Source organism: Nocardia sp. NPDC058058 (genome assembly GCF_042885355.1).
In the GTDB taxonomy this organism is placed as follows: domain Bacteria; phylum Actinomycetota; class Actinomycetes; order Mycobacteriales; family Mycobacteriaceae; genus Nocardia.
Genome location: NZ_JBHVSA010000002.1, coordinates 1,876,780 through 1,893,322 on the forward strand (window position 1 = coordinate 1,876,780; position 16,543 = coordinate 1,893,322).

General features: G+C 67.4%; 14 protein-coding genes. 9 read left to right on the forward strand and 5 right to left on the reverse strand.

What is annotated here, in order from left to right; translation table 11 throughout:
- Positions 1-3 precede the first annotated feature (3 nt).
- The 6 genes from ACFVUS_RS23250 to ACFVUS_RS23275 are packed head-to-tail and all read left to right on the forward strand — an operon-like array spanning position 4 to position 7,364.
- Positions 4-1,152 (forward strand): acyl-CoA dehydrogenase family protein, encoded by a 1,149-nt coding sequence (locus ACFVUS_RS23250; protein WP_387770168.1) that lies wholly within the window; start codon positions 4-6, stop codon positions 1,150-1,152.
- The gene (locus ACFVUS_RS23255) at positions 1,149-2,753 is read left to right on the forward strand and encodes an acyl-CoA carboxylase subunit beta (protein ID WP_387769713.1); all 1,605 of its coding nucleotides are present in this window, start codon (positions 1,149-1,151) and stop codon (positions 2,751-2,753) included. Before ACFVUS_RS23250 ends, ACFVUS_RS23255 begins: the two co-directional genes overlap by 4 nt.
- Positions 2,754-2,761: 8 nt before the next feature.
- Entirely contained in the window at positions 2,762-4,759 is a 1,998-nt protein-coding gene (locus ACFVUS_RS23260) for an acetyl/propionyl/methylcrotonyl-CoA carboxylase subunit alpha (protein WP_387769716.1), read from the forward strand.
- 3 nt (positions 4,760-4,762) lie between these two features.
- Complete coding sequence (locus tag ACFVUS_RS23265; RefSeq protein ID WP_387769719.1) at positions 4,763-5,926, forward strand: acyl-CoA dehydrogenase family protein; 1,164 nt, start codon at positions 4,763-4,765, stop codon at positions 5,924-5,926.
- A gap of 31 nt (positions 5,927-5,957) precedes the next feature.
- Positions 5,958-6,743, forward strand: a complete 786-nt coding sequence (locus tag ACFVUS_RS23270) for an enoyl-CoA hydratase family protein (protein ID WP_387769722.1) — start codon at positions 5,958-5,960, stop codon at positions 6,741-6,743.
- 6 nt (positions 6,744-6,749) lie between these two features.
- Positions 6,750-7,364 (forward strand): TetR/AcrR family transcriptional regulator, encoded by a 615-nt coding sequence (locus tag ACFVUS_RS23275; RefSeq protein ID WP_387769725.1) that lies wholly within the window; start codon positions 6,750-6,752, stop codon positions 7,362-7,364.
- 30 nt (positions 7,365-7,394) lie between these two features.
- Here the strand turns inward: ACFVUS_RS23275 and ACFVUS_RS23280 are convergent, their stop codons facing one another.
- The 4 genes from ACFVUS_RS23280 to thiD all read right to left on the reverse strand — a co-directional run bounded on the left by ACFVUS_RS23280 (position 7,395) and on the right by thiD (position 12,448).
- Positions 7,395-7,547 carry a hypothetical protein gene (locus ACFVUS_RS23280; protein ID WP_387769728.1) on the reverse strand — a complete coding sequence of 51 codons (153 nt, stop codon included), beginning with the start codon at positions 7,545-7,547 and terminating at the stop codon, positions 7,395-7,397.
- A 387-nt stretch (positions 7,548-7,934) separates the two neighbouring features.
- A complete protein-coding gene (locus tag ACFVUS_RS23285) occupies positions 7,935-10,019 on the reverse strand; it encodes a glycosyltransferase family 39 protein (protein WP_387769731.1) in 2,085 nt (694 codons plus the stop codon).
- Between the two features lie 181 nt (positions 10,020-10,200).
- The gene (locus tag ACFVUS_RS23290; RefSeq protein WP_387769734.1) at positions 10,201-11,442 is read right to left on the reverse strand and encodes a glycosyltransferase; all 1,242 of its coding nucleotides are present in this window, start codon (positions 11,440-11,442) and stop codon (positions 10,201-10,203) included.
- 154 nt (positions 11,443-11,596) lie between these two features.
- Positions 11,597-12,448: a bifunctional hydroxymethylpyrimidine kinase/phosphomethylpyrimidine kinase gene (gene thiD, locus ACFVUS_RS23295; protein WP_387769738.1), complete on the reverse strand. Its 852-nt coding sequence runs from the start codon at positions 12,446-12,448 to the stop codon at positions 11,597-11,599.
- A 77-nt stretch (positions 12,449-12,525) separates the two neighbouring features.
- Between thiD and ACFVUS_RS23300 the strand changes: the two genes are divergently transcribed.
- On the forward strand, positions 12,526-13,674 hold the full coding sequence (locus ACFVUS_RS23300) for a GTP-binding protein (RefSeq protein WP_387769741.1): 1,149 nt from the start codon (positions 12,526-12,528) through the stop codon (positions 13,672-13,674).
- A gap of 17 nt (positions 13,675-13,691) precedes the next feature.
- Here ACFVUS_RS23300 and ACFVUS_RS23305 read toward each other — a convergent pair whose 3' ends face one another.
- A complete protein-coding gene (locus ACFVUS_RS23305; protein ID WP_387769744.1) occupies positions 13,692-14,831 on the reverse strand; it encodes an epoxide hydrolase family protein in 1,140 nt (379 codons plus the stop codon).
- 87 nt (positions 14,832-14,918) lie between these two features.
- Between ACFVUS_RS23305 and ACFVUS_RS23310 the strand changes: the two genes are divergently transcribed.
- Both ACFVUS_RS23310 and ACFVUS_RS23315 read left to right on the forward strand, forming a co-directional pair.
- Positions 14,919-15,569, forward strand: coding sequence for a TetR/AcrR family transcriptional regulator (locus ACFVUS_RS23310; RefSeq protein WP_387769747.1), 651 nt, complete (start codon positions 14,919-14,921; stop codon positions 15,567-15,569).
- A gap of 56 nt (positions 15,570-15,625) precedes the next feature.
- On the forward strand, positions 15,626-16,528 hold the full coding sequence (locus tag ACFVUS_RS23315) for a LysR substrate-binding domain-containing protein (protein ID WP_387769750.1): 903 nt from the start codon (positions 15,626-15,628) through the stop codon (positions 16,526-16,528).
- The last annotated feature ends 15 nt before the right edge of the window (positions 16,529-16,543 follow it).

Here is a 16,543-nt window from a genome sequence, read left to right on the forward strand (position 1 = left end):
TTTGTGAACCCCTGGGAGACGCCGGAGCGGCGCGAATTGCGTGCCACCGTGCGCGGATTCGCCGAGCGCGAGGTGCTCCCGTATCTGGACGGGTGGGAGCGGGACGGTGAGATCCCGCGCGAACTGCACAAGAAGGCGGGCGCGCTGGGCCTGCTGGGCATCCAGTTCCCGGAATCGGGCGGCGGTTCGGACGGCGACCCCATCGACGCCGCCATCGTGTGCGAGGAAATGCATTACGCGGGTGGTTCGGGCGGTCTGTTCGCCTCGCTGTTCACCTGCGGTATCGCGGTGCCGCACATTATCGCCTCGGGCAATGCCGACCATATCGAGCGTTTCGCCAAGCCGACCCTGGCGGGTGAGAAGATCGGTTCGCTCGCCATCACCGAGCCCGGTGGCGGTTCCGATGTGGGGCATCTGCGCACCACCGCGGTGCGCGACGGTGACGAGTTCATCGTCAATGGCTCGAAGACCTACATCACCTCCGGGGTGCGCGCCGATTACGTGGTGACGGCGGTGCGCACGGGAGGCAGTGGCGCGGGCGGTGTTTCGCTGCTCATCGTGGAGAAGGGCACGCCCGGCTTCACCGTCAGCCGCAAGCTGGAGAAGATGGGCTGGCTGGCCTCCGATACCGCCGAACTCTCGTATGTCGATGTGCGCGTGCCGGTTTCGAACCTGGTCGGTGCGGAGAACTCCGGATTCGCCCAGATCGCCAATGCTTTCGTGAGTGAGCGGGTGGGCCTGGCGGTACAGGCGTACGCGCAGGCGCAGCGCTGCCTCGATCTGACCCTGCAATGGACGCGCGATCGGGAGACCTTCGGCCGCCCGCTGATCAGCCGCCAGTCCGTGCAGAACACGCTGTCGGAGATGGCGCGGCGCATCGATGTGGCCCGTGTCTACACCCGGCATATCGCCGAGCGCGCGGCGCAGGGCGAGACCGATCTCATCGCCGAGGTGTGCTTCGCCAAGAACACCGCCGTCGAGACCGCCGAATGGGTTGCGCACCAGGCGGTTCAGCTGTTCGGCGGGCTCGGCTACATGCGCGAGTCCGAGGTCGAGCGCCAGTACCGGGATGTGCGCATCCTCGGTATCGGCGGCGGCACCAATGAGATCCTGACCGCCCTGGCGGCAAAGCGATTGGGGTTCCAGTCTTGAGTATTCTGCGCAGCTCTGTTGATTCGAAGTCGGCGGACTATCGGGCCGCCGCCGAGGCCATGACGACCAAGCTCGGCGAGGTCGAGGCCGAATACGCCAAGAATGTCGCGGGCGGCGGCCCGGACAAGATGGCGCGGCATCGCAAGCGCGGCAAGCTGACCGCGCGCGAGCGCATCGAACTGCTCATCGACGAGGATTCGCCATTCCTGGAATTGGCCCCGCTGGCCGCCTGGGGCAGTGACTTCCACGTGGGCGCGAGCGTCATCGCCGGTATCGGCATTGTCGAGGGCGTCGAATGCATGATCGTCGCGCCGGATCCGACCGTGCGCGGCGGCACCTCGAACCCGTGGACGCTGCGTAAGAACCTGCGCATGAACGATATCGCGCTGGAGAACCGGCTCCCGGTCATCGGCCTGGTGGAGTCCGGCGGAGCGGATCTGCCGACGCAGAAGGAGGTCTTCGTTCCGGGCGGTCGCATGTTCCGCGATCTCACCCGCCTGTCGGCGGCCGGAATTCCCACCATCGCACTGGTTTTCGGCAATTCCACCGCCGGTGGCGCGTACATCCCGGGCATGTCCGACTACACGGTCATGATCAAGGAGCGCTCCAAGGTGTTCCTGGGCGGCCCGCCGCTGGTGAAGATGGCGACCGGTGAGGAGTCCGATGACGAATCGCTGGGCGGTGCGGAAATGCACGCCCGCGTCTCAGGTCTGGCCGATTACCTGGCCGCGGACGAGCAGGACGCGATTCGCCTGGGCCGCTCCATTATTCGCCGCCTGAACTGGCAGAAGCAGGGTCCGGCCCCGCGCCCGGTGGCCGAGGTGATCGAGCCGCTGTTCGATCAGGAGGAGCTGGTCGGCATCGTGCCGACGGATCTGAAGATTCCGTTCGATCCGCGCGAGGTCATCGCCCGCGTGGTGGACGGCTCCGATTTCGACGAGTTCAAACCGCTGTATGGCTCCAGCCTGGTCACCGGCTGGGCGGAACTGCACGGCTACCCGGTCGGCATTCTCGCCAACGCGCGCGGCGTGCTGTTCTCCGAGGAGGCGCAGAAGGCCGCGCAGTTCATCCAGCTGGCCAATCAGAAGAACACGCCACTGCTTTTCCTGCACAACACCACCGGCTACATGGTCGGCAAGGAGTACGAGCAGAAGGGCATCATCAAGCACGGCGCGATGATGATCAACGCGGTGTCGAATTCCAAGGTGCCGCACATCTCGCTGCTCATGGGCGCGTCCTACGGTGCGGGGCACTACGGCATGTGCGGTCGCGCGTACGATCCGCGCTTCGTATTCGCCTGGCCCAGCGCCAAATCCGCCGTCATGGGCGGTGCGCAGCTGGCGGGCGTCATCTCCATCGTGGGCCGGGCCGCCAATGAGGCCAAGGGCATTCCGTTCAACGAGGAGGCCGACGCCGGTATCCGCGCCATGATCGAGGCGCAGATCGAGGCCGAATCGCTGCCCATGTTCATGTCGGGCCGCCTGTACGACGACGGCGTCATCGACCCGCGCGACACCCGCACGGTATTGGGAATGGCGTTGTCCGCCATCCACAATGCCCCGATCAAGGGCGCCGAGGGCTTCGGCGTCTTCCGAATGTGAGTGCCGGTATGGACATTACGAACGTCTTGGTCGCGAACCGCGGTGAGATCGCGCGGCGCGTATTCGCCACCTGTCGGCGCATGGGAATCGCCACCACCGCCGTGTATTCGGACGCCGACGCCGCCGCACCGCATGTGGCGGAAGCGGATTCGGCCATTCGGCTGCCCGGCAACACCCCGGGTGAGACATATCTGCGCGGTGAACTGATCATCGAGGCCGCGCTGGCCGCCGGTGCCGACGCCATCCACCCCGGCTACGGATTCCTCTCCGAGAACGCCGAATTCGCGCGTGCGGTAATCGATGCGGGCCTGACCTGGATCGGCCCGCCGGTGGCCGCCATCGAGCAGATGGGCTCCAAGGTCGAGTCCAAGAAGATGATGGACGCCGCCGGTGTCCCGGTGCTCGCCGAGCTGGACCCGGCCGAGGTCACCGCGGATATGCTCCCGGTGCTCATCAAGGCGTCCTCGGGTGGCGGCGGTCGCGGTATGCGCGTGGTGCGCGATCTCGCCGACCTCACCGAACAGCTGGAAGGCGCACGGCGCGAGGCGGAATCGGCCTTCGGCGATCCGACCGTGTTCTGTGAGCGCTACCTGGAGACCGGCCGCCATATCGAGGTGCAGGTCATGGCCGACACCCAGGGCACGGTGTGGGCGGTGGGCGAGCGCGAGTGCTCGATCCAGCGCCGGCATCAGAAGGTCGTCGAAGAGGCCCCGTCCCCGCTGGTCGAGAAGATCGACGGAATGCGCGCCCGCCTTTTCGAAGCCGCCAAGCTCGCCACCGAGGCCATCGGCTACGAGGGTGCGGGCACCGTCGAATTCCTGGCCGACGAGAAGGGCGACTTCTTCTTCCTGGAGATGAATACCCGTCTCCAGGTGGAACATCCGGTCACCGAGCAGGTCACCGGCCTGGACCTGGTGCGCCTGCAATTGCAGGTGGCGGCGGGCCGTCCGCTGCCCGCGATCCAGCCCGGTCTGCGCGGCCACTCCATCGAGGTCCGCCTGTACGCCGAGGATCCGGCGCATGACTGGCAGCCGCAGAGCGGTCCCGTGCACAAGCTCGAAATCCCCGGCACCACGGGCGAATTTACCGTGCTGACCGAACCGGGCGTACGCCTGGACACCGGCGTGGTGGACGGCTCCGTGGTCGGTGTGCACTACGACCCCATGCTGTCCAAGGTCATCTCGTTCGCCGAGACCCGCGATGAGGCCGCGCACATCCTGGCTTCGGCGTTGCAGCGCGCCAAGATTCACGGTCTGGTCACCAATCGCGATCTGTTGGTGCGGGTGCTGCGGCATCCGGCGTTCCTGGCCGGTGACACCGATACCGCCTTCTTCGCCACGCACGGCCTGGACAAGCTGTCCGCGCCCCTGGTGTCGGAAGAGTCCGAGCAGCTCTCCATCGTTGCCGCGGCACTGGCGGATTCGGCCGCGAACCGCAGGAACGCCAAGGTCGGTTTCGGTGTGCCGAGCGGCTGGCGCAATCTGCCGTCGCAACCGCAGTCCAAGTCCTACGAGAGCCGTGTGAGCGGTAAGCATGAGGTGCGCTACCGCATCACGCGAGCCGGTCTCGATGTCGAGGGCCATCCGGGCCTCGAATTGGTGGAGGCCACACCGGATCTGGTGATCCTGCTGGTCCCGGGTGAGCGCGGTGCGGTGCGCCGTCGCTTCGAGATCGCCCGCTACGGCGATCTGGTGGCGGTGGATTCCCCGCTCGGCCCGGTCTCGGTGCGCCGCCTGCCGCGTTTCGAGGATCCGGCCGATCAGGTCGCCGAGGGCTCACTGCTCGCCCCCATGCCGGGCGCGGTCATCCGCCTCGGTGCGGAGCTGGGCAGCCGGGTCGAGAAGGGCCAGCCGATTCTGTGGCTGGAGGCGATGAAGATGGAGCACACCATCGCCGCGCCCGCCGCCGGTGTGCTCACCGAACTCAATGTGACGGTCGGTCAGCAGGTCGAAGTGGGCGCCCTGCTCGCCGTGGTCCAGTCCGATGACAGCGAAAACCAGGAGTAGACGATGAGCTTCATCGAAACCGATGAGCAGAAGGCCCTGCGCGAGGCCGTGGCCAAGCTGGCCGCCAAATACAACTTCCGCGATTACGCCGGACCCAAGGCCCGCAAGGGTGAGCCGTTCGACGAACTGTGGGATGAGGCGGGCAAACTCGGCTTCCTCGGGGTGAACCTGCCGGAGGAGTACGGCGGTGGCGGCGCGGGCATCTACGAGCTGGCGCTGGTGCAGGAGGAGCTCGCCGCACAGGGCTGCGGGCTGCTGCTCATGGTGGTCTCCCCGGCCATCTGCGGCACCATCATCACCAAGTACGGCACCGAGGCGCAGAAGCAGCACTGGCTGACCAAGCTCGCCGACGGCTCCGGCAAGATGGTGTTCGGCATCACCGAACCGGACGCGGGCTCGAATTCGCACAAGATCACCACCACCGCCCGCAAGGACGGCGAGGACTGGATCCTCAACGGCCGCAAGATCTATATCTCGGGTGTCGATCAGGCCGAGGCCGTGCTCATCGTGGCCCGCACCGAGAACGCCAAGACCGGCAATCTGCAGCCCGCCCTGTTCATCGTCCCGACCGATGCCCCCGGCTTCGTGAAGACGAAGCAGGAGATGGACATCATCGAGCCGGACAACCAGTTCACGCTGTTCCTCGATGATGTGCGCCTGCCCGCGACCGCCCTGGTCGGCCAGGAGGATGCCGCCATCGCGCAGCTGTTCGCCGGCCTGAACCCGGAGCGCATCATGGGCGCGGCCATGGCGATCGGCATGGGCCGCTACGCCATCGATCGCGCGGTGACCTACGCCAAGGAGCGCGCGGTGTGGAAGGGCGTGCCGATCGGTGCGCACCAGGGTATTTCGCATCCGCTGGCGCAGGTGAAGATCGAACTGGAACTGGCCAAGGTCATGATGCAGAAGGCCGCGTTCCTCTACGACTCCGGCGACGACTTCGGGGCCGCCGAGGCCGCCAATATGGCGAAATACGCTGCGGCGGAAGCCAGTATCAAGGCGCTGGATCAGGCCATTCAGACGCACGGCGGTGCGGGTCTCACCTCCGACGTCGGTCTGGCGGGCATGCTGGCGGCCTCGCGCATCGCGCGCGTCGCACCGGTCAGCCGCGAGATGATCCTGAACTTCGTCGCGCAGCACTCGCTCGGCCTGCCCCGGTCGTACTGAGCCGTATCCGACTGACCTGTAAGGAAATTCGATGAGTGACGCCACCCCCGACGCACCGTACGTGCGCTACGAGGTACGGGACGGATTCGCCGTCCTGGCCCTGGACTCCCCGCACAACCGCAATGCCCTGTCCTCGAAACTGGTGACGGAGCTGCTCGCGGGCCTGGAACAGGCCGCCGCGGACACCGCGGTGCGCGGGGTGGTGCTCACCCACACCGGCAATACCTTCTGCGCCGGAGCGGATCTCAAGGAAGCGCTGGACGCCGATCCGGCGGCCGCCGCCGATATCCGCACCGGCTGGATGGTGCGCGTCCTGCGCGACATCCTCGAACTCCCCAAGCCCGTCATCGCGCAGATCGACGGCAATGTGCGCGCGGGCGGTATGGGCATCGTCGGCGCGTGCGATATCGCGGTCGCGGGTCGCGGCAGCAGCTTCGCCCTCACCGAGGCCCGGCTGGGGCTCGCGCCGTTCGTGATCTCGCTGACCCTGCTGCCGCGGCTGACCTCGCGCGCGGCGGCCCGCTACTTCCAGACCGGTGAGACCTTCGACGCCGCCGAGGCCGAGCGCACCGGCCTCATCAGCATTGCCGTCGATGACCCGGATGCCGAGGTGAAACGCCTGGTGGGAGAGCTGCGCAAGGCGTCCCCGCAGGGGCTGGCGGAGAGCAAGAAACTCGTCACCGCCGCCATCCTCGCCGAGGTCGACACCTCGGCCCAGGCCCTGGCCAAGCGGTCCGGCAGCTTCTTCGGCACCCCGGATGTGATCGAGGGCATGACGGCCTTCTTTCAGCGCCGCCCGCCGAGCTGGGCAGAATAGCTACTCATGGCTACACCCCACGAACCCAAGCAGGACCGCAGCCGGGCCACCCGGCAGCGGCTGCTGGAGGCGACCATCGACTGCCTGGCCGAGACCGGCTGGGCGGCGGCCACGGTCGCGGTGGTCGCCGAACGCGCCGGGGTGTCGCGCGGTGCGGCACAGCATCACTTCCCCACCCGCGAGGAACTGATCACCGCCGCGCTGGACTACATGTTCGACACCCGCATGGCGCAATCGCTGGCCGACGCCCAGGCCATCGGTGAGGTGGCCGAGGGGCAGGGGCGCACCGAGGCCGTGGTGACCGCCCTGGTGGAGGGCTACACCACCACGTTCTTCAAGGCCGCGCTCCAGGTGTGGACCCATGCCGCCGCCGATCCGGCGCTGCGCGAGCGCATTGTGCCGATGGAGGCGCGCTTCGGCCGCGTCTCACACCGCATGGCGGTGGAGGCGCTGGGCGTGGACGACTCCGATCCCGTCGCGCACCACCTGGTGCAGGCCACTTTGGACCTGGCGCGCGGGCTCGGACTGGCCGATATCCTCACCGACGATTCCTTGCGCCGCAAGGAGATCGTGCAGCAGTGGGCCGCCACGCTGCATATGGCGCTGCACGCGCCGCGCTGAATTCCCGTGCGCTGATCACCGATTCGCCGTCTACCAGCCGTAAACCTCTGCGATATCGATGGATTCGTCATCCCAGCGGTGTTCGATGCGCTCGCGTTCCGGATCGGGGAGCTCGGGCGCCCAACCGGCTCGCCGCCAGAAGGCCTCGCGGCGTTCATCGCTGAGGGGGAGTGGATCGTTCATGGTGACAGTCCCTGGATCGGATTGCCGGGTGCCGATTTCAGGGTAGGGGAGTGGCGCGGGTCACAGTATTGCTTTGGGGTGCGCGGTATCTCGGCCCACCTTCGGCAATACGTGAACTACATCATTGCTGGACGCTTGTCCGGGAGCCTAGCGTCGAGGGTTGAATTGAACCCGATCCGCGAAGGACATTGTTGTGCCCATCATCGATCTCGGCTCTGCCGCACTGAATCTCGCGAACGTTGTCACCAGCATCGCGTCGAACATCACCTACCTGCTGCACGCGTGGGGCCTCGCCTGATCCAGGCGCTGTGCCTCGCCTGAGCCAGGCGTAGCAAACGAAAGAGCCCGTCCCGCAATCGCGCGGGACGGGCTCTTTCGTATGCGGGGCTAGGCGGGCTTCGGCGCGGTCAGGTCGTAGAGGGTCACCCCGTCCACCTCCTGCGCCGTGTAATGCTCCTGCACCCACTTGGTGATCTCGGAACTGTGCGAACCGGAGCGGTTCGCACCGCCCATCCGGCCCTCACCGCCGTCACCCATACCGCCGCCGCCGATGAAGTAGTGGATATCCCCATCGGTCACGTACCGCTGGAACTGCTCCAGCGTCGGCGACGGATCACTGCCGTTGAACCCGCCGACCGGCATGACCGGCAGCTGCGTGGCGAGCTGGAAACCCGCGGCGCTGTTCGACCCGATGGCCGCCGCGACCCAGGTGAACTGATCACCATTGGCGGACAGCAGCGCCGTGACCTGCGCGCTCGGCTTGCTGGCCATCATGAAATTGCCCGCGCCGCCGCCCATTTCGCCACCGGGCATACCGCCGCCGTTCCGGGCTCCGCCGCCGTGCGTTGCGCCGTTCATGCCCGGCATGCCGCCGTTCTGGCCCGGTGCGGTGCCGTTCTGTCCGTGCATACCGCTGTTCTGTCCGGGTGCGGTGCCGCCGTTCTGCCAGGGCGCGCCACCGCCGCCGTGCCGTCCGCCGCCACCGAAACCGAAGCCGCCGCGCACATTCGGGCCCGCGCTGGGGATCGGTCCCTCATGGCCGGTGCCGAGGGTGTCGACCGTGTAGGCGATCGGTCCGGCCAGGCCGATGAGCACCGCGGCACTCGCGGCCGCGATTTCCACCTTGCGGGGCAGTCGGACCAGCAGCGCCAGGGTGACCACGACGCCTACCGCCGCCACGGTCCAGCGCAGCCAGGGCTGGAAGGAGCTGCTGCGGGACAGCAGCATCCACGCCGTGGCGATGGTGACGCCCAGGGCGAGCGCCAATGCCACGCGCACCCAGCGCTTTTCGCGTTCCTGCCACAGCATTACCGCGCCGATGCCGACCAATGCGGCGATCGCCGGAGCCAGGGCGATGGTGTAGTACTGGTGGAAAATGCCCTTCATGAAGCTGAAGACCAGTCCGGTCACCAGCAGCCAGCCGCCCCACAGCAGGAGCCCGGCGCGCCGCTGATCGGTGCGAGCCGCCTTGCCGCGCAAGACGAGTGTCGCGACCATCAGCACGAGCGCCGCGGGGATGAGCCAGGCGATCTGCCCGCCCTGCTGCGGTTCGAACATGCGGGTGATGCCGGTCGTGCCCCACATGCCGTTACCACCGGCGGGCAGTTCCCCGCCCGGTCCGACACTGCCGGTCTCATCGCCGTTCAACCGGCCGAGGCCGTTGTAGCCGAAGGTCAGTTCGAGAATCGAATTATGCTGTGAGCCACCGAAGTACGGCCGATCGTCGACCGGCCAGAATTCGGCGATGAGCACCCACCAGGCCGCACCCGCGACCATGGCGGCGCCCGCCGCGAACAGCTGCGCGATGCGCTTGCCCAGCTTCGGCGGCCCGGCGACCAGGTAGGTGAGCGCCAGCGCGGGCACCACCAGCAGCACCTGCAACTGCTTGGTGAGGAAGCCCAGCCCGATGAACAATCCGGTGTACAGCAGCCATCGCCAGCGACCGTCCTCGACGGCGCGGGTCATGGCCCAGGCTGCCGCGATCATGAGCAGCACCAGCAGCGCGTCCGGATTGTTGAACCGGAACATCAGTGCCGCAACGGGAGTCACGGCCAGGGCCAGCCCGGCCAGCAGTCCGGCATGCGCGCCGAACACCCGCCGCACCGTCGCCCACAGCAGCGCCACCGAGGCCACGCCGATCAGCGCCTGCGGCAGCAGCATGCTCCAGCTGTGCAGCCCGAAGACGCGGACCGAGATCTCCATGGGCCACAGCGACAATGGCGTCTTGTCGACCGTGATGGAGTTGGCGGCATCGGAGGAGCCGAAGAAGAACGCCTTCCACGACACCGAACCCGCCTGCACGGCGGCGGCATAGAACGAATTCGCCCAGCCGTTCACCGACAGATTCCACAGATACGCGATCGCGGTGCCGATGAGCAGTGCCGCCACCGCGGGATATTCCCAGCGCGGCTTCGAAGCGGTATCCCGCTCGGGCGGCGGAACCACCTGTCGCTCGGTCAATGTCGCGGTCATCGTGCACCTCCTCCGCCGTGCGGTTCGTGAGAGTGGTTGTGGGTGAGCGCATCCCAGCGGGCCAGCAGCCCATGGCCATATCGCGGCCGAGTTCCCCCGTCCTCCCGGCGTGCTTGTGGCCGGGATCCACCCGGGCGGTCCGAAACCGGTGGGACCTGCGCGGCCTTTCCGTCGGCCGCCGTCACCGGCTGCCCGCCGAATCATGCGCTCCCGCTTTGCGGAATACCCAGCGCAGCCCGACGAAGCGAATCAGGGTGGCGATCAGATTCGCGATCACCAGCACCAGCAGCTCCACGTGCACGGCCGAATCCGGTGCCCAATGATGCAGTGCGAAAAGCGATCCGCTGGTCAGCGCCAGCCCGATGCCGAAGATGAACAGGCCCTGCAACTGATGCGATACCGCCTGCGAGGATCCGCGCACCCCGAAGGTGAAGGCGCGATTGGCGGCGGTATTGCCGACGGCGGTGATCAGCAGCGCCAGGAAATTGGCGACCTGTGCACCGGTAATCGATTGCAGCACAACGTAAAGCAGCAGATACGCGAGCGTGGACCCGACGCCGACGATGCCGAATCGCACCAGCTGCCCGACCATGCCCAGCGGTACGCCCTCCACCAGCGGTTCGCGTCCGATGGCGGCGCGCAGTTCATTGATGGGCAGTCGCCCCGATCCCAGCGCGCGCCCGACCCGCCAGATGCCCTGTAGATCCTTGCGCGCGGTGTCGACGATATCGACGCGGCTGTCCGGATCGTCGATCCAGTCCACCGGCACCTCGTGAATGCGTAGCCCAATGCGTTCGGCCAGCACCAGCAGTTCGGTGTCGAAGAACCATTCGCCGTCCTCCACCAGCGGCAGCACCATGCGCGCCACCTGGCTGCGCATGGCCTTGAAACCGCATTGCGCGTCGGAGAACTTGGCCTGCAGCGAGGTGCGCAGGATCAGGTTGTAGCAGCGCGAGATGATCTCCCGCTTGGGTCCGCGCACCACCCGCGAGGAGGAGGCGAGCCGGGTGCCGATGGCCAGATCCGAATGTCCGGACACCAGCGGCGCCACCAGTGGCAGCAGCGCGTTCAAATCCGTGGACAGGTCGACGTCCATGTACGCGACGACCTGAGCGTCCGACCCCTGCCACACCTCGCGCAGTGCGCGGCCGCGGCCCTTGCGATCCAGATGCACCACCCGCACCCCGTCGAGCTGCTCGGCGAGATACTCCGCCACCTGCATGGTGGCATCGGTGGATGCGTTGTCGGCGATGGTGATTCGCGCCGTGAAGGGGAAGTTGTCATTGAGGAAGGCGTGCAGGCGCTGCACGCACGGACCGAGATCGCGTTCCTCGTTGTAGACGGGTACGACCACGTCGATAACGGGCGTGGTCACGGACTCGGCTGGTTCCGCCGCCCGGACGGCGGTCACGGTGTCGGACATGATCACTACGGTCGTCCGGTACGCTGGGCCGCCCCTGCGGCGGAGCTGGGAGGTTCCTGGGAGCTACCGCCCCGTCATCCCGGGAGCCACCCCCGTCATCCCGGGAGCCACCCCCGTCATCCCGGCATGCTTTTGGCCGGGATCCACACCCTCGCTATCGAGGACCTTCGTGCAGTCGCCACAGCGGCGATACGGGCCCGTGTCCCGCGCCCAGGTCGTACGACGCCTCCAGGCACCGCCGCGTCCACTCCTTCGCGAACGCGAACGCGTCCGGCACCGAATACCCGTGAGCGAAGGCACTGGCCATGGCCGCCGCGAGGGTGTCCCCGCCGCCGTGGTCATTGCCGGTGGCGATGCGCGGCGCGGTCAGCTCGTGGAAGGTGTCCCCGTCGAACAGCAGATCGGTGCTGACCGAGGAGGTGCGCAGATGCCCGCCCTTGACGATCGCCCACTGCGGCCCGAGCGCGTGCAGGGCCTGCGCGGCCTTGCGTGCGGTCGCATCGTCGACCACCTCGATCCCGGTGAGCAGCCGCACCTCGTCCAGATTCGGCGTGATCACGGTGGCCAGCGGAATCAGCGTGTCCCGCAGGGCATCCAGCGCCGAGGCGTGCAGCAGCGGATCGCCGTGCATGGACGCCGCCACCGGATCCACCACCAGCGGAATATGCCCGTTGCGCCCGATCCCGACCTCCGCGCACACCGCCGCGACGGCCTCGATGATCCCGGTGGAGGCCAGCATCCCGGTCTTGGCGGCCCCGATCCCGATATCGCTCACCACGGTCCGCACCTGCCCCGCCACGATCTCCGGCGGAATCTCGTGAAAACCACTGACCCCCACCGTGTTCTGCACGGTCACCGCGGCAACGGCCACGCACGCGTGCACCCCGCACATGGCCATGGTCCGCGAATCGGCCTGAATGCCCGCGCCGCCGCCGGAATCGGTGCCCGCGATGGTGAGCGCGCGGACGGGGGTCTGCCCATTCGGGGCCAGCGGCAAGAACTTCACGAGACGACCCTACGATCTCCGCGCCGTGTGCGGGACCCGACCCTTCCCTCATTAATGAAAACGATTATCATTTGTGTATGACTTCAGCTCAGCGTCCCGCCCAGCTGCCCGTGACCGTGCTGTCCGGGTTCCTCGGCGCGGGCAAGACGACCCTGCTCAATCACATCCTCGCGAATCGGGACGGCCGCCGGGTGGCGGTGATCGTCAACGACATGAGCGAGGTGAATATCGACGCGGCGCTGGTCGCGGGGCAGGGGCATCTCGATCGGACCGAGGAGAAACTGGTCGAGCTCACCAACGGGTGCATCTGCTGCACGCTGCGCGAGGACCTCATCGAATCGGTGGGCAAGCTGGCGCGGGAGGGGCGGTTCGATCAGCTCGTCATCGAATCCACGGGCATCTCGGAGCCGATGCCGGTGGCCGCCACCTTCGAATGGGAATTCGAGGACGGGTTCAAGCTCGGTGACGTGGCCAAGCTGGACACCATGGTGACGGTGGTCGACGCCTCCACGTTCCTCGCCGAGGTGGTGAAGGGTCAGGCGCTCGCCGACCGCGATATGCAGGCGGGCGAGGGCGACGCCCGCACCATCGCCGATCTGCTGGTGGATCAGGTGGAGTTCGCGAATGTGCTGGTGCTCAATAAAACCGATCTGGTGAGCGCGAAAGCCGTTGGGACGGTGGAGGCTACGCTCAAGCGGCTCAATCCCACCGCGCGCCTGGTGCATTCGGCGCACGGGGTGGTCGATCTGGCCGAGGTGCTCGGCACCGGACTCTACAATCCGGATCTCGCCGCCCAATTCGACGGCTGGGATGAGGAACTCGCGGGCGGGCACACCCCCGAGACCGAGGAATACGGGATCAGCAGCATCACCTTCACCGCCGATCGTCCCTTCCATCCCGAACGCCTGGAGGCGGCACTGGCGCAGCTGCAAAGACTGTTGCGCAGCAAGGGTTTCTTCTGGCTGGCGAGCCGCCCGGACCTGGCCGCCATCTGGTCGCAGGCTGGGCCGAATCTCACCTTCGAGGCGGGCGCGTACTGGACGGCGCTGGATATGCCGCCGGGTCAGGAAATCGTCTTCATCGGCATCAAACTGGACCGCCCGCACGTCCGCGACCTGCTGTATTCGGCCCTGCTCACCGACGCGGAAATGGAATCCGGGCGACAGGCCTGGCTGTCACTCCCGGATCCCTTCCCGCACTGGGGTGCGGCGCACGAACACGCCTGACGCACCGGCGAACTCGATCAGCTCAGCTGGGCGAAGAACCGGCGGATGTCGGCGACCAGCACATCGGTCGCCTCATGCGCGGCGTAATGGCCGGCCGCGTCGTTCGCGCTGGTCGAATGCGTGGAGACGACGTCGTAGGCGTTCCAGCTGACGATGTTCTTGTGATCGCGGTCGGCGAACCGGCGGATGGACTGGAAATCGCCCTTGAACATGGCCAGCCCGGTCGGGACGGTGGTCGGCTCGGTCGGATGCTGTTCGGTGTGCGCGTCCTCGTAGTAGAAACGCAGCGCCGAACCGGAGGTGCCGGTCAGCCAGTAGATCGCCACGTTCCCGATGACGAAGTCGTGGTCCAGTGATTCGCCGAACAGCTGCGAGTTCCACGCCAGCAGACCCGTCGGGGAATCCGCGAGCGCGAACGCGATGGTCTGCGGCTGCTGGCTGTGCAGGGTGTTGAAGGACATCTTGTTCTCGTAGAACCACTGCAGTTGCGCCAGGCCCGCCATGTCCTCCTCGGACAGGTCCGCCATTTCGGCCGGATCGCCGGACGGGAACGAGAACAGCTGCGTCACATGGACTCCCACGATCCGATCGGGCGCGATGCGGCCCATTTCGGGGGCGACCATCGAGCCGCCGTCATTGCCGATGGTGCCGTACTGCTGGTAACCGAGCCGATCCATCAGCTCGACCCAGGCGCGGGCGGTGCGGTAGCGGCTCCAGCCGGTGCTGCGGGTCGGGCCGGAGAATCCGAAACCGGGCAGCGACGGGATGACCAGGTGGAAGGCCGGATCCTCGGCCGATTCCGGTGCGGTGAGCGGGGCGATGACATCCAGGTATTCCAGGATCGAGCCCGGCCAGCCGTGGGTCAGGATGACCGGGGTGGCGTCCGCGCGCTCGGAGCGAATGTGCAGGAAGTGGATGTCCTCGCCGTCGATCTCGGTGGTGAACTGCGGGTACGCGTTCAACTTCGCTTCCAGGGCGCGCCAGTCGAAGCTCTCGACCCAGTACTCGGCGAGTTCGCGGACGCGGCCGTTGGGGACACCGTAGGCGTCGGCGACACCGGGAAGTTCGTTGGGCCACAGCGCCTTACGCAAACGGTCGGTCAGGTCGTCGAGCTGGGTCTGCGGGACGTCGATGCGGAAGGGGCGGATGGCGTTCATCATTCTCTCCTTGTTGGAACGGAATGTTTCGTTCTGTTACCAACCATAGCGGAAGGGATCATTCCGTTCAAGTGGTAATCTGAATTCATGCCGAAGTCAGTCGAAGCCCCAGCTCAGCGCGCCCTGCCCGGTCGCAAGGCGCAGGCCGCCCGCAATGACGAACTCATCCTCGCCGCCGCCCGCGATGTCTTCCTCGCCGATCCCAAGGCCCCCATCGCCGCGGTCGCCGAGCGCGCCGGGGTCGGCATCAGCGCCCTCTACCGCCGCTACCCCGGCAAGGAGGACCTGCTCCGCACCCTCTGCTACGCGGGCCTGAACCGCTACAACGCGGAAGCCGAAGCCGCCCTGGAGGATCCGGACGGCTGGCAGGGCCTCGTCGGCTTCCTGGAGCGCGTGGTCGACGCCGACGTGCACTCCCTGACCACACATCTCGCGGGCACCTTCACCCCCGACGATGCCATCCTCCCCGCGGTCCTGCGCGCCGGCGAACTCAATGACGAGATCATCCGCCGCGCCCGCGAATCCGGCCGCCTCCGCCCCGAGATCACCACCGCCGACCTCGGCCTCATCCTCGAATCCTGCGCCGCCATCACCCTCCCCGACCCGGCCCGCACCGCCCAACTCCGCCGCCGCGTCCTCACCCTCCTCATCGACGGCCTCGCCAGCTCGAGCGACCTCCCCGGCCCCCCGCCCGCCCCCGGCGAATTCGCCCACCGCTGGCAACCCGGCAGCCGGTAAGGTCGCGGCGACTCGGAGTGTGATTCGGCACGGGTAGAGGTTCGGGAGGGTTCGGCGTGGAGTTGCGGCAACTGCGGTACTTCGTGACCGTTGCCGAGGAATTGCATTTCGGGCGGGCGGCGGAGCGGTTGCATATCGCGCAGCCGGCTGTGAGTCAGCAGGTGCAGCGGTTGGAGCGGAAGCTGAAAGTTCAGCTGCTGGAACGTTCTCCGCGCCGGGTGAGTCTGACCGAGGCGGGGCTCAGGTTTCTGCCCGGGGCGCGGGCGGTGTTGGCGGCGGCGGATCAGGCGCGGGCCTCGGTCGCGGAGTTGGCGGGGGAGCGGGCGACGGTTTTCCGGATCGGGACGGTGAGCGGGCTGGGGGAGCGGCTCGATGCCGTGCTCGACGGGTTCGCCGAACGGGCGGCGCAGGTGCGGGTGGAGTTGATCGCCGTGCCGGTGCAGGAACGGATGCGGCAGGTCGCGGACGGGCGATTGGATGTGGCGTTCGTGCGTTCGCCCGCGCCGCAGGAGAGTCCGGAGCTGGATTTCCTGCCCGCCTGGGAGGATCCGCTGGTGGTGGCGCTGCCCGCGCGGCATCCGCTGGCGGAGCGGGAGGTGGTGCGGATCGCCGATCTGGCCGCACTGCCATTGCGGATGACCGAACGGCGGAACCATCCGGCGCTGGTCGATCTGGTGTTATCCGCCTGTCAGCGTGCGGGTTTCGAGCCGACGCCCGCACCGGCCGCCGGTAATCTGCAGGACACGCTCGCGGCCGTCGGCACCGGAATCCCCATGTGGACAGTGGTTTACGCGTCCAATGCGCGACTTGTGCACAACCCGCGCGTGGTGTTCCGCCCCTTCGCCGAGGTGGGTATGAGCCTGCCCATCGGGCTCGCGGTGCGCGCGGACGCCGTCTCGCCGCAATTGAACCTGCTCGTCGAGCTGATTCACGATAAGGATCGCTTATCGCAGCGCTGACGCACTGGCCATTGG